This window comes from Thermodesulfovibrio sp. Kuro-1 (assembly GCF_006538445.1).
GTDB classification, from domain to species: domain Bacteria; phylum Nitrospirota; class Thermodesulfovibrionia; order Thermodesulfovibrionales; family Thermodesulfovibrionaceae; genus Thermodesulfovibrio; species Thermodesulfovibrio yellowstonii.
On the sequence record NZ_BJKS01000001.1, the window covers coordinates 237933 to 254297 of the forward strand.

The window sequence follows — 16365 nt, forward strand, 5'->3', positions numbered from 1 at the left end:
CCTGCGGAGCCAACGGTTGCTACAGTACGCGAAAGAGTCTGCCAGTCAATATCAACAGGAGTTTTGAGAGATAGAGGACCGAGGCTTTGAATCTTTTCAACAAATTCCTTTGCTACCTGAGAAAACTTAAGCCCTTCTGAACCAGAAATCCATTCAAGTCTTACTCTTTGTTTCGGAATTCCAATTACTTCAAGAAATCTTGTGAGAAGATTAAATCTTCGGTTTGCATAATAGTTTCCTGTTTTGTAATGACAGTCTCCGGGATGACATCCTGCAACTAATACACCATCTGCACCTGACAGAAAGGCTTTAATTACAAACTCTGGCTCAACTCGTCCTGAACAGGGAACTCTAACAGGATACAAGTAGGGTGGATAACTATACCTTAAAGAACCTGCCATATCCGCTCCTGCATAGCTACACCAATGACATAAAAAGGCAATAACCTTAGGCTTGAAGCCCTGCTCCATAGCAAAACCTCCTAAAAATTTTTTAGTTTTTTGCTTTCTTAGCTTTTAGCCAGCCTTCGGGCAGGCAGGTTCAGTTGAATTTTTTAGGGCTTCAGCCCTTGTAAGCCTTCCTGGCGGGTTAGTTGATAGATATTTTAAATTTGTTAACAACAAACATATCACAAAATTTTTATTTTGTCAAGACCCTAAAATGCCTTATAAAAAATCTAACAGAAATAAAGACTCTGGAGACTGATATAATTAAGTTTAGATTTTCTAAAGCTTTTTTACTGTATTATGAATCTCAAGCAAAGTTAAGATGAGATTTTTAAAATCTTTCAAAGGAATCATATTGGGTCCATCACATAGAGCCTTTTCTGGTTCAGGATGGACCTCAAAAAATAGTCCATCAACTCCGCAAGCAACAGCTGCTCTGCTCAAATAGGGAATGAATTCTCTCTGCCCTGATGAGCATGTTCCAGCTCCGCCAGGGAGTTGAACAGAGTGTGTAGCATCAAAAACTACAAAAACTCCCATAGAACGAATTATTGGAAAACTTCTAAAATCAACAACAAGATTATTATAACCAAAGCTTGTGCCTCTTTCTGTAATTATTATTTTTTCATTTCCTGTGGATTTAATCTTTTCAATTATATTTTTCACATCCCAAGGTGCAAGAAACTGTCCTTTCTTAACATTTACAGGCTTTCCTGTTTTAGCAACTTCCACAATGATATCTGTCTGTCTGCATAAAAAAGCAGGAATTTGAATAATGTCAAGAAAATCTTTTGCAATCTGTACCTCTTCTACTGAATGAACATCACTCAGAACAGGCACTTCAAATTCTTTTTTAACCTTATTTAATATTTCAAGTCCCTTTTTTATTCCAGGACCTCTGTATGAGTTGATAGATGAACGATTTGCTTTATCATAAGAAGACTTAAATATAAAAGGAATTTTTAGATTTTGGGAAATCTCTTTCAAAGCAAAAGCGGTTTTAAATACAATTTCTTCACTCTCTATAACACAGGGACCGGCTATAAGAAAAAGCTCATTTTTTTGTATTCGTGTGTTATTAATAGAAAAAGTCATTTTTTCTGTTGCAATTCAAAAGCTTTTTTAGCAGCCTCAGCAGCACGCTTTGCTTCTTCAGCTGCTCTCTTTGCCTCTTCTGCTGCTTTTTTAGCTTCTTCGGTGTCTTTTTCTTCTTTCTGTTTTTCTTCTTTTATCTCAATTTTCTTAACAGTTGGTGGGATTATATCAAGCTTATAATTATTCTTATCTTCAGAGGGAATACCTCTGTCACTTGTTGTTACAATATAACCTGAGTTTCTATCAGAAATCCATAACCTGCCATCAATCCACACCATTCCTGCTGGATAGGAGATATATCTGGAAGGAAGCACTTCTTCCACAACTTTACCAGTTATACTATCAAGTTTAACAATTTTTACATTATCTGAAGATGTTGATGGTTTATTAAAATTTATACCAGCAATAATCAAATATTTACCGTCCCATGTAATTGCGGTTGGTATTGGTACAGGGGAAAGATATTCTGATAGAATAGAGCCATCTTCTGTTGAAACTTTATATATTTTATTTCTTTTTGAATCAGCAATCCATAAATGGTTTTCTTTAAAAGCTATGTCTTCTGGATAAATTGAAGTCAGTGAAATTTTTCTTATAACTTCTCCCTGTGGTGTGATTTTTAAAATTCTTTTATTTGCTGCATCAGCAACCCATATAAATCCTGTATTTCCTGATGTTTGTTGCCATGCAATCCCTGTTATATACGGTGGATTTTCTTTTGAAGTTATTGTTACAGGATAATTATTAAAAAAATAATTGCCTTCATAACCAATAATAGAACCAGCTGTTGCTGTATCAATTTCATCTAAAAAAACAATTATTCCCTCTTTTGCTACTATAAGGTTTTTACCATCCCATGTAATTGCTGAAACTCCTGAAGGAATTGATTCTCCAACTCCTGCTATATCCATTTTTACCTGTTCTGTGCACCCTGCAGAAATTATTAACAATATTAATATGGTTAAATATTTTCGCATATTGCCTCCTCATTCAACTATTTCAATAGTTCAAACCTATTATACAACCTTTTATTACCTCAAGCAACCTTTCAAGATTTTCCTCTGATATAACCAGTGGAGGCATTATCACAATAACATCTCCAAGAGGTCTTAGCCATACTCCGTATTTCCTTGCAGATTTAACAATTTTCCAGCCAGTCTGCTCAAAATAGGGGAATGATTCTTTATTTTTTTTATCTTTTACAATCTCAACTCCTGCAATCATTCCCTTTTGACGAACATCTCCTACATAAGGAAGTTGAGCTATCTCTAAAAGTTTATTTTTCAAAAGTTCAATTTTTGGTAAAAGTTTCTCAACAGTCTTTTCTTTTTCAAATATTTCAAGATTTGCCAGCGCTGCAGCGCAGGCTAAGGGATTTCCTGTATAAGAATGACCATGATAAAAAGTTTTTTTCTCTTCAAGCTCACCGATGAATGCATTGAAGATTTTTTCATTAACTGCAGTAATAGCTAATGGCATATAACCATTAGTTATTCCTTTACTTAGGCATATAATATCTGGACTTACTTTTTCATGTTCACAGGCAAACATTTTACCAGTTCTGCCAAAACCTGTAGCAACTTCATCAGCAATAAGAAGAATGTTATATTTATTACAAAGTTCTCTTAATCCTTTCAAATAACCTTCTGGCCAGACAATTATTCCACCCGCACACTGAACAAGGGGCTCAACAATGACTGCTATAACCTTTTCTTGGTTTTGGGCAATAATCTTTTCCATTTCATTGAGGCAGCCAAGTTCGCAGGCAGGATATGTATGATTAAGCTCACATCTGTAACAGTATGGTGCTGGTGCTTGAATGGATTTGTTTAAAAGGGGTTTGTAGACCTCATGAAATAGTTCTACTCCGCCAACACTAACTGCTCCTATTGTATCTCCGTGATAGGCTTCCTTAAGACTTACAAATGTGTCTTTACCTTTTATTCCCTGATTAATCCAATATTGATAGGCAATCTTCATGGCAATCTCAACAGCTGTTGAGCCATTGTCAGAGTAAAATATTTTAGTTAATGGCACGCCGTTTTCAGTGAGTAAGTCTGCGATTTTTTTTGCAAGTACTATACTTGGCTCATTACAGGCACCAAGCAAAGTTGAGTGAGCAAGCTTGTCTATTTGACTCTTTAATGCTTCATCTATCTCCTGTCTTCTATGTCCATGAATATTTACCCAAAGAGAAGACACTCCATCAAGATACCATTTACCATCAATGTCCTTAAGAAAACAGTCTCTGCCTTCTATAAAAATTGTTGGTTCATCATCAAGCCAATTTTTCATTTGAGTAAAAGGATGCCAAATATATTTTTTATCCCATTCAATAAGAATAGTCTTATTCATCATTCCTCCTTCATTGACTTTTCACTTTTTTATTATAAAATATATAAAATTATTTTTTTGGAGGATAATATGAAAATTGGAATACTTATTTCAAACAATGACGCAGAAACTCTATGGAATGCCTTCCGTTTTGGAATTCTTTGCTTAAATATGGATTATGAAAATGAAGTAACCATATTCCTTAACTCAAAGGCAACAGCTTATGAAGATGCTGATTCTGAAAAATTCAATATCAAAGAGTTAGTTAAAAGTTTTGCACTTGGCGGTGGAAAAATTATAGGTTGTCAAAAAAGCATGGGGATGAGAGGACTTGAAGGAAATGAGATTTGTCAAAAAGGTGGGCAGAAAGATTTATATGAACTGATGGTTAAAAGTGATAAGTTTATCTGTTTTTGACGTTTATAATTTTTCAGCTAAACTATAAAGGTATGTCTGAAACTCCTGAGATGATAAATTTTCAGGAATATTCTCATTTATCAACATTGCTCTAAGCATTTTTCTTAATAACTCTGAGGGAGCAAACTTCTCTATCTTTTCACCTAACTGCTGAGAGTAGTTATGTATCAAAAAAGACTCTGTATACCAGAGGTCTTCATTGAGAGGTTTTATCTGCTGACATAGAAGATTTTTAATTGTTTCAGGAGTAGCATTATTTTCAATAACTATTGCTCTGATATCATTGTTAAGAGTCTGAAGTCCCTTCACTGCCGGGTTCTGTCCAAGTCTGTGCCTTCCTTTTGTAATTGGAGAAAATTTTGTAAGATTCACACCCGAGCAGTAAATGTGTTTTTGTTTATCAACAGGTCTTATAACAAAATACATGAAATTATTGATATATTCCATTTATTTCCTACCACAAATAGGGCAAGATGGGTCCTTTTGAGCTTTAAAAGTTTTAAAGTCTGCGCTCATACCATCCCAGACAAGAAGTTTGTTTTTTAGAAGTTTACCAATACCTACAAGATATTTTAGCGTCTCTAAAGCCTGTAAAGCGCCTATAACTCCAGGAGTAGCTCCAACAACTGGAAAGGTTTCCTTTGGAGGTGCTTCAGGAAAGAGACATTTAAGACAAGGAGTTTCAGGGGAGTGAATAAAGCTCAGCATTCCCTGAATTCCATAAATTGCACCAAATACAAGGGGTATACCCTTTTTTATAGCAACTTCATTGAGTATATACCTTGTCTCAAGATTATCCATACAGTCAAGAATAATTTGTGAGTCTTCTATAAGCTCAAGGGCATTTGTCTCGGTTATTTTTTCACTAATAGGAATAACCTCAACTTCTGGATTTATTGCAGTGAGAGTTATCTTTGCTGATAGTGCTTTATTTATACCAATTCGTGTATGACAGTGAAGTATCTGTCTATTTAGATTGGTGATTTCTACGCTGTCAAAATCACATATAATTATTTTACCAACTCCAGCAACAGCAAGATAGATTGAAACAGGGCTTCCAAGTCCTCCTGCTCCAGCAATAAATACAGTTGAATTTTTAAGTTTTCTTTGTCCTTCCTCTCCCCAACCTTCAATAAGCATTTGACGGCTATATCTTAAGAAATCCATCCAATAACCTCCTTCATTCCCTTAAGGGTTTCTCCAGCAACTTTTCTTGCTTTTTTAGAACCTTCTTGGGCAATTTCTATAAGAAGTGAAGGATTGTCTATCAGTTTTTGTCTTTTTTCCCATATTGGTTTAAGTGTATCAATAACATGGTTTATTAGTATTTTCTTACAATCAATACATCCAATTGATGCCGTGGTACAGCCACTGGTTACCTCTTTCCTTTCTTCTTCTGTTGAAAATATTTTATGTAAATCAAAAACAGGGCATTTTTGAGGGTCTCCTTTGTCTGTTCTTCTTTTACGAGCAGGGTCTGTAACCATAGTTCTTATTTTTTCATTAACTGTTTTTTCATCATCGCTAAGATAAATAGCATTACCATAACTTTTAGACATTTTTCTCCCATCCACACCGGGTACTTTGGGAAACTCTGTGAGTAGTGCCTCAGGTTCAGGGAAAAACTCTTTTCCATAAAGATAGTTAAATCTTCTTGCAATTTCACGAGAAATCTCAAGATGAGGAACTTGGTCAACTCCAACAGGAACATATTTTGCTCTGTAAATGATAATATCAGCTGTTTGAAGCACAGGATATCCTAAGAAGCCATAAGTGTCAAGATCTTTATCTTTAATCTGCTCTTTTTTTTCTTTATAGGTAGGAACCCTTTCAAGCCATCCAAGTGGTGTTATCATGCTTAAAAAAATATGAAGTTCTGCGTGTTCCGGAACTTGAGACTGTATGAATATAGTTGATTTTTCAGGATCAAGTCCCGCAGAAATAAAATTCATAAGAAGGTCAACAGTATATTCCTTTATCTGTGACGGATTGCCATAGCCTGTGGTTAAAGCATGCCAGTCAGCAACAAAAAAGTAGCATTCATATTGAGTCTGAATTTTCACCCAGTTTGAAAGTGCACCTATAAGATTCCCAAGATGAAGTGGTCCGCTTGGCTGCATTCCACTTAATACTTTATCCATTAAAGCCTCCTAAAAAAGTGAAAGTATTTTAAAGAAAAATTTTACTAAAGGCCATACAAAAACGCTGGTCAATCCTGTAATAATCATAAATATAACAATTAACGAACCAAAAGGCTCAATTTTTTCCATTAGTTGAGAATATTTTAGAGGTAATACTCCCATCAAAATTCTTCCACCATCAAGCGGTGGGATAGGAATTAGATTGAATGCTGCCAGAATAATATTAATCATAATTGTTGCTTTAAGAATCACAACAAGAGGGTCAAAAATAAACCCCGGGATGACTCCCATAAACGGTAATAAAATCCACTTAATTATTATTGTGCAAAATATTGCTACAACAAGATTTGCAAATGGTCCAGCTGCTGCACACAGAGCCATGCCACTTCTTGGATTTTTGAAGTTGTAGGGATTTACAGGAACAGGTTTTGCGTATCCAAAAACCCATTGACCATTTGTAAGAATTAGAAGCATAAATGGCATTATTATTGTTCCGAAGAGATCTATATGAGATACAGGATTGAGAGTTAGTCTTCCAGAAAGCTTTGCTGTATTGTCACCAAGTTTGTATGCTACCCATCCATGCGCAAGCTCATGAAATACTATTGCAATCAATATGGCTGGTGCTGAAATTATTATCTGCCTGAAAATTCCTGTGAAATCCATTATTTTATCCTTATCATTACTTCATCTGGGTTGACCATGTCACCCTCTTTTATATAAATTTCTTCAACTGTCCCATCAATAGGGGAGTGAATTTCGTTTTCCATTTTCATTGCTTCAACTATCACCACTGTGTCACCTGCGCTGACTATGTCACCTTTCTTAACTTTAATTTTTACTACAGTGCCCGGCATTGGTGAAGTAATATCCCCAGGTTCTGAAGGTCTCGGTCTGACAGATTCTTTTGGTTTAATCTCCACTTTACCTTCCTCACTTGGCACAATTTCCTGAAGAGGTTCAACAATAACTTCCACAAGTTGGTTATTGATGTAAAGGAAATAGGGTCTTTTACCATCAACTTTATGCCCTTTACCTCCAACTTTAACATGATAAGATTCACCGTATAAATTTATAACAAATTCTGTTGGCGCAAGAGATGTGGCAGCGGGTTTTGCTTCCTCTTTTTTTGAAACTGGAATTTCTTCTTTAATTCCCTTTTCTTTTGCTTCAAGGAATTCAAGATATATTTTAGGGAAAAGACAATAACTAAGAACATCCTCATCAGAATGGGCTTTATCTTTTAACTCAGTTTTAGCTTTTTCAAACTCTGGCTCAAGCAAATCAGCAGGTCTACAGGTAATGAATTCTTCTTCTCCAAGAATTTTCTTTCTGATTTCTTCATTTACAGGAACTGGAGGCTTGCCATAAAGTCCCTTAAAGTAATTCTTTGTCTCTGTTGTTACCATCTTGTATCTTTCTCCTGTAAGAACATTCAAAGTTGCCTGAGTTCCAACTATCTGGCTTGAAGGAGTAACTAAAGGAGGATATCCAAAATCTTCTCTTACACGGGGGATTTCCTCCATAACTTCTTTTATCCTATGAAGAGCATTTTGTTCTCTTAGCTGGTTTACAAGGTTGCTTAACATTCCTCCTGGAACTTGATAGACAATAACCTTGGGGTCTGGTCCTATGTATTCGCTTTCAAGAGTTTTATATTTTTTTCTTGTTTCATAAAAATAATCTGCAATCTCGTCAAGAAGTTCCATATTAAATCCAGGGTCTCTTTCAGTTCCCCTGAGTATGTGACATATTGTTTCAAGGGAGGGCTGAGATGTTCCTCCAGCCATTGTAGAGATTGCTGTATCAACAATATCTACTCCTGCTTCTATTGCTTTAATTGTTGTTGCTACAGCCATTCCGGCAGTATCATGGGTATGAAGATGAATGGGCAAATTTATTTCTTCTTTTAGCCTTTTTATCAATTCATAGGCTGTATAAGGATCAAGCAGTCCTGCCATGTCTTTTATGCAGATAATATGAGCTCCCATGTCTCTTAGATTTTTTGCAAGCTTAATAAAGTAGTCAACTGTATAAATCGGTCCAATGGTATAACAAAAAGCTGCTTCTACGGTCCCTCCATACTTAAGAGTTGCTGAAATTGATTTTTCCATGTTTCTAAGGTCATTGAGAGCATCAAATATTCTAAGTATGTCTATACCATTTTCTATTGTTTTCTCAACAAATTTTTCTACAACATCATCAGGATAATGCCTGTATCCAACAAGATTCTGTCCTCTTAGAAGCATTTGAAGCTTTGTATTTTTAACAAGTGCTCTTATTGTTCTTAATCTTTCCCATGGGTCTTCTCTTAAGAATCTTAGACAACTATCAAAAGTTGCTCCGCCCCATACTTCAAGAGAATGAAACCCAACCTGATCCATTTTTTCAGCAATTGGGACTATGTCTTCAAGCTTCATTCTTGTGGCATGAAGACTTTGATGAGCATCCCTGAATGTTGTATCCATAATTTTTACCGGTGACTTAGACATTTTTACACCTCGTCAATTTATTTAAACTCTACTATGAGCGACAATAGCAGCGGATAAAATTACTGCCAGGTCAAAGGGGTCTTTTTCTTCCGTATAAAGAAGGCTATGGAGTTTTTCTTCTATGTATTTTGTGCTGAAGTTGCCCTTACGGAAGTCTTCATCTTCCATGATTTTTATGTAAAGAGGTATTGTTGTTTTAACACCCCTTATTACGTATTCACTTAAGGCACGGTGCATTCTTCTTACCACTTCATCCCATGTACGACCCCGAGCAACAAGTTTTGCTAAAAGCGAATCATAATAAGGAGGAACATGATATCCTTCGGTTACGTGTCCATCAATTCTGATTCCAAATCCTCCTGGAGAGTAATAGGCAGTAACTATGCCAGTGGAAGGTAAAAAATCATTTAGGGGGTCTTCAGCATTTATTCTACATTGAATTGCATATCCACTGAGACTAACTTCATATTGCTTTATGTTAAGGGGTTCACCATAGGCAATTTTTATCATGTTTTGCACGAGATCAATTCCAGTGATTTCTTCTGTAATTGTATGTTCTACCTGTATCCTTGTATTCATCTCAAGAAAATAGTAGTTAAGAGATTCATCAACAAGAAATTCTACTGTCCCAACATTGTCATAACCTACTGCATAGGCAAGCTTCTTTGCTGCTTCACCCATTTCACATCTTATTCTCTCTGGAAGCAGTAATGAAGGAGCAATCTCTATTAACTTTTGATGTCTTCTCTGAATTGAGCAATCTCTTTCTCCAAGATGAACCATATTTCCATATTTATCTGCCATAATTTGAATTTCAATATGATGGGGTCTCTCAAGAAATTTTTCTATAAAAACTCTCTCGTCACCAAAAGCTTTTTTTGCCTCTGACATGGCAATAGGAATTTGCCTTCGAAGAGATTCTTCGTCATAGCAAATTCTTAAACCTCTTCCTCCACCACCTGCTGTTGCCTTTATCATTACTGGATAACCAATCTCATCGGCGGACTTCACTGCCTCATCAAGACTATTTAATGGTGGCGTACCGGGTAATAGAGGAATACCGAGTTCTTGGGCAATTTTACGAGCCTCGTCTTTTAGTCCCATTTTTCTTATTGCATGAGGATTGGGACCAATGAAAGCAATCCCCGCCTGAAGGCAGGCTTCTGCAAACTGTGGATTTTCTGCTAAAAAGCCATATCCAGGATGTATAGCATCACATCCTGCATTTTTAGCAAGTTCTACTATTCCATAAATATTGAGATATCCTCTTAGTGGTCCAGGTGTTACAAGATATGCCTCATCAGCCTTTTTTACATATCTTGCTGTTGCATCAGGCTCACAATATATGGCAACTGTGCGGATTCCAAGCTCTTTGCAGGCACGTATAATTCTTAATGCTATTTCACCTCTGTTTGCTATCAAAACTTTTTTAAACATTCTTTGCCTCTCAATGGTAAATATAAAAATTTTAAATGAAATCTTAAAATAAATCAATAAATCGCCTTTCCTCCTCAAAAATAATCTCTCTAAAACAAATAATAAAAATATGATGGTAATTTTCACTTGACGATTAAACATTTGTATTTGTTAAACTTTGGCAGAATGATAAAACACTTAGTATTTTCCCTAATTTTTTTTGTAAGTTTAAGCCCCATTTATGCTGAAAATTCATATTTTCTTCCCAAGACTTTTCTTATTCTTCCACAGGAAAGTAATGTAAAAATTAGATGGATTTTACCACCAGAGCAAAGAAGTAGTATCTCAGTTGATAAAATTCATTTTGTGGTTGACTATAAGAATGAGCCTTTGGTTGTGTATGAAAATAAACTTCTTTTTAATCCCTTGAAAAGCTACATCGTTAAGTTGACTCAAACAGTAAAAGATGTCATATGCCTTGACAGTGGCGTCTTACTTTTCTCTGATGGTATAAACATGGGATATCTTGAGATGGGAAAAGATTCAGATGTCATACCCAATGTAAAATTAAAGGTGATTACAAAGTTGCCTTTAGCAGACTCTAAATTGTTCAAGGGTGATAATACAGTTTACGCAGCTGGCTTTAATAAAAAGACAAAAAAATATGAAGTCTATCTATTCAATACACAAAAAAGCCTTTTTCAGAAAATTGTCTCCTTTGCCGAACCGGTAGATGCCTTGAGTGGCAAAGAAAAGCACATATTTTTTAGTAATGGCAATGTAATTAAAGAATACAAAGAGGGAAAGATTTCTATAATTTATGAACATCCGAGACAGAAAGTAGAAGAAATTTTTTATAACAAAAAAACTGGATTAATCTACAAAACCTCAAATGGTGCTGGAATAATAAAGGACAAAGCAGCACTTGAGTTTTTACAAACAGAAAATCCTTTAATTTTTCTTAAAGAGACAAGTTTGTATGTTTTTTTCAGTTCAGTATCAGGAGTGCTTGAGATTATAAATATTGATGATTTAAGAAACTTTGCTTTTAAAGTTCAAAAAATTGTAGATATTCAGCAAACTTTTTAGGAGGAACTGCCATGAGGCAGAAGATTTTTGTTTTTATAGCGATTTTTATATTACTTTTTCAGCCAGCGATTGCCTCAGCAGGTAGTATTCCCATGCCTACAGGAATATCCTGTGAAGGAAGCCAGATGCCTGATGGAACTTATATCCCTAAAGGACAGGTCAGAGAGATAACCTATGGTGGAGTTAAATACAGATGTGTGGGTTGTGGAGGTTGCACTCCGATAAACAGTGGTTCTTCAAGTAGCAGTTCATCGTATACTCCTTATGTTCCATCTGCTGGCACTACATCCCAACAAATGGCAATTGGGCTTATGGGTGCTTTTTTAAGTGGGTTCTTCAGCACCCTTATGAGTGCTGATAATAACGCTAACTACAATGCCCAGAAACAAAGAGAGTATGAGGAACAACAAAAAAGGCTTGCAGAAGAAAAAAAGAAGCAGGAAGAAAAAAAGAAACAGCTTCTGTCTCAATATAATTCATTACTTGCTCAGGCAAAAACTCAATCTCAAACACAGACATCCCAGACCAATTCCTCCTTTACATTCCAGACGCTTGGCAGTCAGCTTACAGCTTTTCAATGGCAGACTCCATCAAGCAGTTCTCCAGTCAACACTAATCTAAACACTCAAGATGAAAACTTAGTAACAGCCTCCGATATCAATACCATCCTTGGAAATGTTATTCAGGAAAAAATAACTGAGAAAATTGAAGAAAAAATTGATGACTATGGAGAAAAGATTGTTGAAAAACTTGATAAAAAATATAGCAAAGAATGGGGTTCAAAATATTATGAAAAAGGGTTACCTATTATTAAAATTGTAGTAACTGCAAAAACTGAAGGTATTGCTTCAGCAGGTGCTGAGACAATTAATTATGGAGTTTCCCTTATCCCCATGCCAACTCTTTCAGCAGAAGTATCCGATATTGGAAGAAAAATCTATACAAAGATTGCTTTTTCTGCACTGGATAAGTTCCTTACTGAAACAGAAAAAGCTTCTAATACGCTTGGCTTTAATTTCAATAAAGAAGAATTTATGCAAAATTTTGAAAATGATATGAATACAGGACAGAAAATAATTTATAAATGGCTTAAAGGAGATTAAAAATGAAATTTATCAGATGGTTACTTTTTATCCCTTTTATCATTGCTCTCATAGGCTGTGAACCAATAAGAATCACCACCAAAGTAGCACCTTTTGAGGTAGAACCTCCGAAAGAAGTCCTTTCAGTTAAAAAACTGCCCAATGAAGCAATTGTACTCATTGATGATACTCAGGTTTACAGTGCAACCAAATATACTGCTGATGTTATTCATACTGTTGAGTTTCCAGCGGGCAATCTCCTTAGGCAGGTGCTTCCTATTTATTTTGACAAAATGTTCAGTAAAACAAAATACGAAAAAAATCTTTCATCATTAATCCCTTCAAATGGACTGCTTATTCATGCAATTGTAGACAATATTAACTTCTCTGAAGAATGCTGTTATCGGTTAGAAGTCAATTCAAGAACAAAGTTTGAAATATACGATAATGACCTGATAGAAATGGCATTACCTGTTTTTAGTTCAGGTTCAGGGAAGCTTTCAAAATCAGGGCTATTCTCTACAATTAATGAAAAAGAATATGGTATAACTGCCTATCAGGCAATATTTAATTCAGTAAAAAATGCGACAGAGGCAATTTATGAAGTAGTTAGTAATCCAAAAGCTCAGATTTCAGAGGCAAAACAGCTTATAAATAAAGACCCTTCAAATATGCACGCTTATAGGGTGGTGGCAAATCTGTCCCTTAAAAATAATGACATTCCAGAAGCCCTGGCAGCATCACAGATGCATGTTCAGCTTGCCCCAAAAGACCCAAATGGCTATCTTCTTCTTCATAAATGCTACTTGGCTCAGAGAAAGTATAAAGAGGCCCTTGTACAGCTTGAACAGGCAGTATCCTTATCGCCAAAAAGTGCAATTTTATTAATGAAGCTTCATGATTTTTATATTGAAAGAGGCAAATATGAAAAAGCTATAGAAGCAGTAAAAAGATATATAGAGCAAAGACCTGATGACCAATATGCTCCACTTAGACTGTCTTTGCTTTATTTTAAAATCGGAAAATATGATGAAGTAATAAAAATATCTGAAAAAGTTATAAATAATTTCTCTTTTTCAGGAATCGGAGCAAGCATCATAAAAAATGAAGGTGAATACACCAAAATTAAATCAATTGAGCCAAATAGCCCTGCTCAGAAAGCAGGACTTAAGCCAAATTATGAAATAGTTGAAGTTGATGGAAAATCAACCCTTGAGATGAGCCTAAATGAAGTAGTTCAGAGTCTTAGAGGACAGGAAGGAACTAATGTAAAACTAAAAATTAAAAAACCAGACTCTGATGAGACTTTCACAGTAGTTCTTATCCGTGAAAAATTCTATGCAAATCCTGTTGTAGCTTCCTACATAAGTCTCATTGCTCTAAGTAGTATTGAACTCAATAATAAAACAAATGCAAAAAAATACATGGAAGAGGCTGAAAAAATCTCACCTCAAGATGACTATTTAAAACTTGCTAAGTCAGCTTTATATTTAAAAGAAATGCAGTATGAAAAGAGTTTAGCTGAAGCAGCTTCAGTAAAAGACAGCGATTATGCTCAACTTCTTCAATCAATAGCCTACGCAAAATTGGGAAAATATGAGGAAAGTATAACTCTTTATAAAAAGACAAAAAAATCCAAAAGCCTCTTAATCTCGGAAAAAACAAAAGGAGAACTCTTTTCTGCCTTATCCCCTTATTTAGCAGAAATTGAAAATAAAGCCATTGAGTATGAAAGAGCAGGAAAATATGCTCAAGCAATAAAATTATATGCACAACTACTTGAAATATCCCCTCCTGAGAAAGCTCAATGGATTAGAGGTAGAGTTGCAAGAATTATCTCTCTAAATCCCTCATTGGTGGAACTAAGGGATGAGGCAAGAAAACATTTTCTTAATGCAGAGGTTTTATTCACAAACAATAAGTTTGAGGAAGCAGCAGAAGAACTTGAAAAAGTCTCTCAACTACAGCCTTTTAATCCTCAGATTTACTTTAACAGAGCAATTATCTACGAAAAAATATCAGACTATGCAAAGGCTATTGAAAATATGGAGGTCTATCTTCAGTTAAATCCAAATGCACCAAATGCACAAGCAATAAAGGATCAGATATATAAATGGAGGTTTATGGTTGAAAAGGAGATTTAGTTCTGCAAATGTTATAATAATTTATGTTTTCAGAGATTGAAAGAAAAATAATAAATGGAGAAAGACTTAACAGAGAGGAAGCCCTTTTTCTTTTTAAATCTGAGGATTTGCACAGGATTGGTGAGCTTGCAGAGGAAGTTTCAAAAAAAATTAATCAAAACAGAGTTTATTTTATTGTAAACAGGCATATAAATCCAACAAATATATGTGTTAATCGCTGCCGTTTCTGTGCTTTTTCTCGCACAAAAGGTGAGCCTGATGCCTATGAGATGACTATTAAAGAAATTGTAAAAAATCTTAAGGAAGCTAAACAATCTCTTGACTATCTCAGTGAGGTTCACATTGTCTCAGGGCTTCATCCTGACTGGCAGTTTGAGCATTATTTAGATATAATCCAACAGATAAAAAAAGAATTCCCATCTATTGGAGTAAAGGCATTTACAGCAGTTGAGGTTGATTACTTTTCAAGGATTTCAGGATTAAGTATTGAAGAGACTCTTATTAGGCTCAAAGAGGCAGGAGTTGATATAATGCCAGGAGGTGGTGCTGAAATCTTTAATTCAGATGTAAGAGCTAAGATATGCCCAGAAAAGATATCTGGTGAAAGATGGCTTGAGATTATAAAGACTGCCCATAGTCTTGGCATAAAAACAAACGCAACAATGCTTTACGGACATGTTGAATCCTATGAGGATAGAGTTGATCACCTGTTGAGACTGAGAGAGCTACAGGATGAAACTGGAGGATTTATTGCATTTATTCCCCTTAGTTACCAGCCTGAAAATACTCAGATTAAAGTTTCCTATCCTTCAGGGATTGATGATTTAAAAACAATTGCAATTTCAAGGCTTGTGCTGGACAATATCCCCCATATTAAAGCTTACTGGATAATGCTCGGTGAAAAACTTGCTCAGCTTGCCCTCCTTTTTGGTGCTGACTGCCTTGAAGGAACAGTGATTGAGGAAAGAATTGCCCATGCTGCAGGTGCTCGTTCAAAGAAGGGAAATACAATTGAAGAGTTGGTTTATCTGATTAAAGAGGTTGGAAAACTTCCTGTGGAAAGAGATAGCTTTTATAATATAAAAAGAACATTTTAATTTAGCGCTACTTTGGAGGTTAAAAATGACTGTAATAAGTAAGGAGAAGATTAAGGAATTATATTTTGTAAATCTACTGTATGAGTTACATAGAGTTATGGAAAAAATAAAGCTTTTTGAGAATAAGTATCAAGTCAAATTTAAAGAATTTGAAAAATTAATAAAGTCTCAAGAAGAAAACTTTACACTTTGGGATGATTATATGGAGTGGAAAGCATACGAGAAAAAACTTCATGAATTGAAAAAAGAGAAAGATAATCTGGATGCTGGAAATTATACATTGTCTTAGAAATAGTAAGATTGTAAAGGAGTTTACTATCCAAACTTTTGAGACCTTTGAAAAGGGTTTTTTTATAAAGATTAAGGCAATTCTAATTAATGATACAGAACTATTCAATAGAGAATATATAGATAGTGTGGAGAGAAATTACTCCTATCATTGGCAAGATAAAATGGGCAATTTAATCGTAAGATGGGATAATGCATATCACCATAGAGGTTTGTCTACCTTCCCACATCATGTCCATATCAATAATGAAGTTTTACCAACAGATAAAATTCTATGTAGTGAAATATTAGAAGAAATAGAAAGAAAAATCTTAAAGGCTTAAT

General features: G+C 35.1%; 16 protein-coding genes and 1 pseudogene. 7 read left to right on the forward strand and 10 right to left on the reverse strand.

Annotation, left to right across the window (positions count from 1 at the left end):
* Nucleotides 1-62: 62 nt before the first annotated feature.
* The 4 genes and pseudogenes from FLY87_RS10295 to bioA form a co-directional block, all read right to left on the reverse strand.
* Nucleotides 63-470 (reverse strand): annotated as a pseudogene (locus FLY87_RS10295) (hydrogenase iron-sulfur subunit); the annotation flags it as partial.
* A gap of 255 nt (nucleotides 471-725) precedes the next feature.
* Entirely contained in the window at nucleotides 726-1541 is an 816-nt protein-coding gene (gene kdsA, locus FLY87_RS01220) for a 3-deoxy-8-phosphooctulonate synthase (RefSeq protein WP_012545456.1), read from the reverse strand.
* Nucleotides 1538-2518, reverse strand: a complete 981-nt coding sequence (locus FLY87_RS01225) for a lipoprotein (RefSeq protein ID WP_012545549.1) — start codon at nucleotides 2516-2518, stop codon at nucleotides 1538-1540. The genes kdsA and FLY87_RS01225 overlap by 4 nt, the downstream gene beginning before the upstream one ends.
* 22 nt (nucleotides 2519-2540) lie before the next feature.
* Nucleotides 2541-3896 carry an adenosylmethionine--8-amino-7-oxononanoate transaminase gene (gene bioA, locus FLY87_RS01230; RefSeq protein WP_012546209.1) on the reverse strand — a complete coding sequence of 452 codons (1356 nt, stop codon included), beginning with the start codon at nucleotides 3894-3896 and terminating at the stop codon, nucleotides 2541-2543.
* A gap of 69 nt (nucleotides 3897-3965) precedes the next feature.
* Here bioA and FLY87_RS01235 point away from each other — a divergent pair, with 69 nt between their 5' ends.
* The gene (locus FLY87_RS01235; protein WP_012545882.1) at nucleotides 3966-4292 is read left to right on the forward strand and encodes a DsrE family protein; all 327 of its coding nucleotides are present in this window, start codon (nucleotides 3966-3968) and stop codon (nucleotides 4290-4292) included.
* Between the two features lie 3 nt (nucleotides 4293-4295).
* On the opposite strand, the gene FLY87_RS01240 is transcribed toward FLY87_RS01235, so the two are convergent.
* From FLY87_RS01240 to FLY87_RS01265, 6 genes are read right to left on the reverse strand one after another with little or no spacing between them, the layout of a single operon-like run.
* Entirely contained in the window at nucleotides 4296-4739 is a 444-nt protein-coding gene (locus FLY87_RS01240) for a hypothetical protein (protein ID WP_012546456.1), read from the reverse strand.
* The gene (locus FLY87_RS01245) at nucleotides 4740-5459 is read right to left on the reverse strand and encodes a HesA/MoeB/ThiF family protein (protein ID WP_012545472.1); all 720 of its coding nucleotides are present in this window, start codon (nucleotides 5457-5459) and stop codon (nucleotides 4740-4742) included.
* A complete protein-coding gene (gene trpS / locus FLY87_RS01250) occupies nucleotides 5447-6433 on the reverse strand; it encodes a tryptophan--tRNA ligase (protein ID WP_012546811.1) in 987 nt (328 codons plus the stop codon). The genes FLY87_RS01245 and trpS overlap by 13 nt, the downstream gene beginning before the upstream one ends.
* Nucleotides 6434-6442: 9 nt before the next feature.
* Nucleotides 6443-7099 (reverse strand): site-2 protease family protein, encoded by a 657-nt coding sequence (locus FLY87_RS01255; RefSeq protein ID WP_012545727.1) that lies wholly within the window; start codon nucleotides 7097-7099, stop codon nucleotides 6443-6445.
* Nucleotides 7099-8925: a sodium-extruding oxaloacetate decarboxylase subunit alpha gene (gene oadA / locus FLY87_RS01260; protein ID WP_028842281.1), complete on the reverse strand. Its 1827-nt coding sequence runs from the start codon at nucleotides 8923-8925 to the stop codon at nucleotides 7099-7101. The genes FLY87_RS01255 and oadA overlap by 1 nt, the downstream gene beginning before the upstream one ends.
* 21 nt (nucleotides 8926-8946) lie before the next feature.
* Nucleotides 8947-10362, reverse strand: a complete 1416-nt coding sequence (locus FLY87_RS01265; RefSeq protein WP_141266137.1) for an acetyl/propionyl/methylcrotonyl-CoA carboxylase subunit alpha — start codon at nucleotides 10360-10362, stop codon at nucleotides 8947-8949.
* A 165-nt stretch (nucleotides 10363-10527) separates the two neighbouring features.
* On the opposite strand from FLY87_RS01265, the gene FLY87_RS01270 reads away from it, so the two are divergent.
* From FLY87_RS01270 to FLY87_RS01295, 6 genes are read left to right on the forward strand one after another with little or no spacing between them, the layout of a single operon-like run.
* A complete protein-coding gene (locus FLY87_RS01270) occupies nucleotides 10528-11430 on the forward strand; it encodes a hypothetical protein (RefSeq protein ID WP_141266138.1) in 903 nt (300 codons plus the stop codon).
* Between the two features lie 11 nt (nucleotides 11431-11441).
* Nucleotides 11442-12533 (forward strand): hypothetical protein, encoded by a 1092-nt coding sequence (locus FLY87_RS01275; RefSeq protein WP_141266139.1) that lies wholly within the window; start codon nucleotides 11442-11444, stop codon nucleotides 12531-12533.
* A gap of 2 nt (nucleotides 12534-12535) precedes the next feature.
* On the forward strand, nucleotides 12536-14656 hold the full coding sequence (locus FLY87_RS01280) for a tetratricopeptide repeat protein (protein ID WP_141266140.1): 2121 nt from the start codon (nucleotides 12536-12538) through the stop codon (nucleotides 14654-14656).
* 23 nt (nucleotides 14657-14679) lie between these two features.
* A complete protein-coding gene (gene mqnE, locus FLY87_RS01285) occupies nucleotides 14680-15753 on the forward strand; it encodes an aminofutalosine synthase MqnE (protein WP_141266141.1) in 1074 nt (357 codons plus the stop codon).
* A gap of 25 nt (nucleotides 15754-15778) precedes the next feature.
* Nucleotides 15779-16042 carry a hypothetical protein gene (locus FLY87_RS01290; RefSeq protein WP_141266142.1) on the forward strand — a complete coding sequence of 88 codons (264 nt, stop codon included), beginning with the start codon at nucleotides 15779-15781 and terminating at the stop codon, nucleotides 16040-16042.
* Nucleotides 16017-16364 (forward strand): DUF6516 family protein, encoded by a 348-nt coding sequence (locus FLY87_RS01295; protein ID WP_141266143.1) that lies wholly within the window; start codon nucleotides 16017-16019, stop codon nucleotides 16362-16364. Before FLY87_RS01290 ends, FLY87_RS01295 begins: the two co-directional genes overlap by 26 nt.
* Nucleotide 16365: the final 1 nt, after the last annotated feature.

Excerpts from the sequence above, each read along its gene's own strand:
- FLY87_RS01245 (WP_012545472.1), bottom strand. The coding sequence starts at position 5,459 with ATGGATTTCTTAAGATATAGCCGTCAAATGCTTATTGAAGGTTGGGGA.
- FLY87_RS01255 (WP_012545727.1), bottom strand. The coding sequence starts at position 7,099 with ATGGATTTCACAGGAATTTTCAGGCAGATAATAATTTCAGCACCAGCC.
- oadA (WP_028842281.1), bottom strand. The coding sequence starts at position 8,925 with ATGTCTAAGTCACCGGTAAAAATTATGGATACAACATTCAGGGATGCT.
- FLY87_RS01265 (WP_141266137.1), bottom strand. The coding sequence starts at position 10,362 with ATGTTTAAAAAAGTTTTGATAGCAAACAGAGGTGAAATAGCATTAAGA.
- FLY87_RS01225 (WP_012545549.1), bottom strand. The coding sequence starts at position 2,518 with ATGCGAAAATATTTAACCATATTAATATTGTTAATAATTTCTGCAGGG.
- FLY87_RS01235 (WP_012545882.1), top strand. The coding sequence starts at position 3,966 with ATGAAAATTGGAATACTTATTTCAAACAATGACGCAGAAACTCTATGG.
- FLY87_RS01290 (WP_141266142.1), top strand. The coding sequence starts at position 15,779 with ATGACTGTAATAAGTAAGGAGAAGATTAAGGAATTATATTTTGTAAAT.
- kdsA (WP_012545456.1), bottom strand. The coding sequence starts at position 1,541 with ATGACTTTTTCTATTAATAACACACGAATACAAAAAAATGAGCTTTTT.
- FLY87_RS01240 (WP_012546456.1), bottom strand. The coding sequence starts at position 4,739 with ATGGAATATATCAATAATTTCATGTATTTTGTTATAAGACCTGTTGAT.
- FLY87_RS01280 (WP_141266140.1), top strand. The coding sequence starts at position 12,536 with ATGAAATTTATCAGATGGTTACTTTTTATCCCTTTTATCATTGCTCTC.
- FLY87_RS01295 (WP_141266143.1), top strand. The coding sequence starts at position 16,017 with ATGCTGGAAATTATACATTGTCTTAGAAATAGTAAGATTGTAAAGGAG.
- mqnE (WP_141266141.1), top strand. The coding sequence starts at position 14,680 with ATGTTTTCAGAGATTGAAAGAAAAATAATAAATGGAGAAAGACTTAAC.
- trpS (WP_012546811.1), bottom strand. The coding sequence starts at position 6,433 with ATGGATAAAGTATTAAGTGGAATGCAGCCAAGCGGACCACTTCATCTT.
- bioA (WP_012546209.1), bottom strand. The coding sequence starts at position 3,896 with ATGAATAAGACTATTCTTATTGAATGGGATAAAAAATATATTTGGCAT.
- FLY87_RS01270 (WP_141266138.1), top strand. The coding sequence starts at position 10,528 with ATGATAAAACACTTAGTATTTTCCCTAATTTTTTTTGTAAGTTTAAGC.
- FLY87_RS01275 (WP_141266139.1), top strand. The coding sequence starts at position 11,442 with ATGAGGCAGAAGATTTTTGTTTTTATAGCGATTTTTATATTACTTTTT.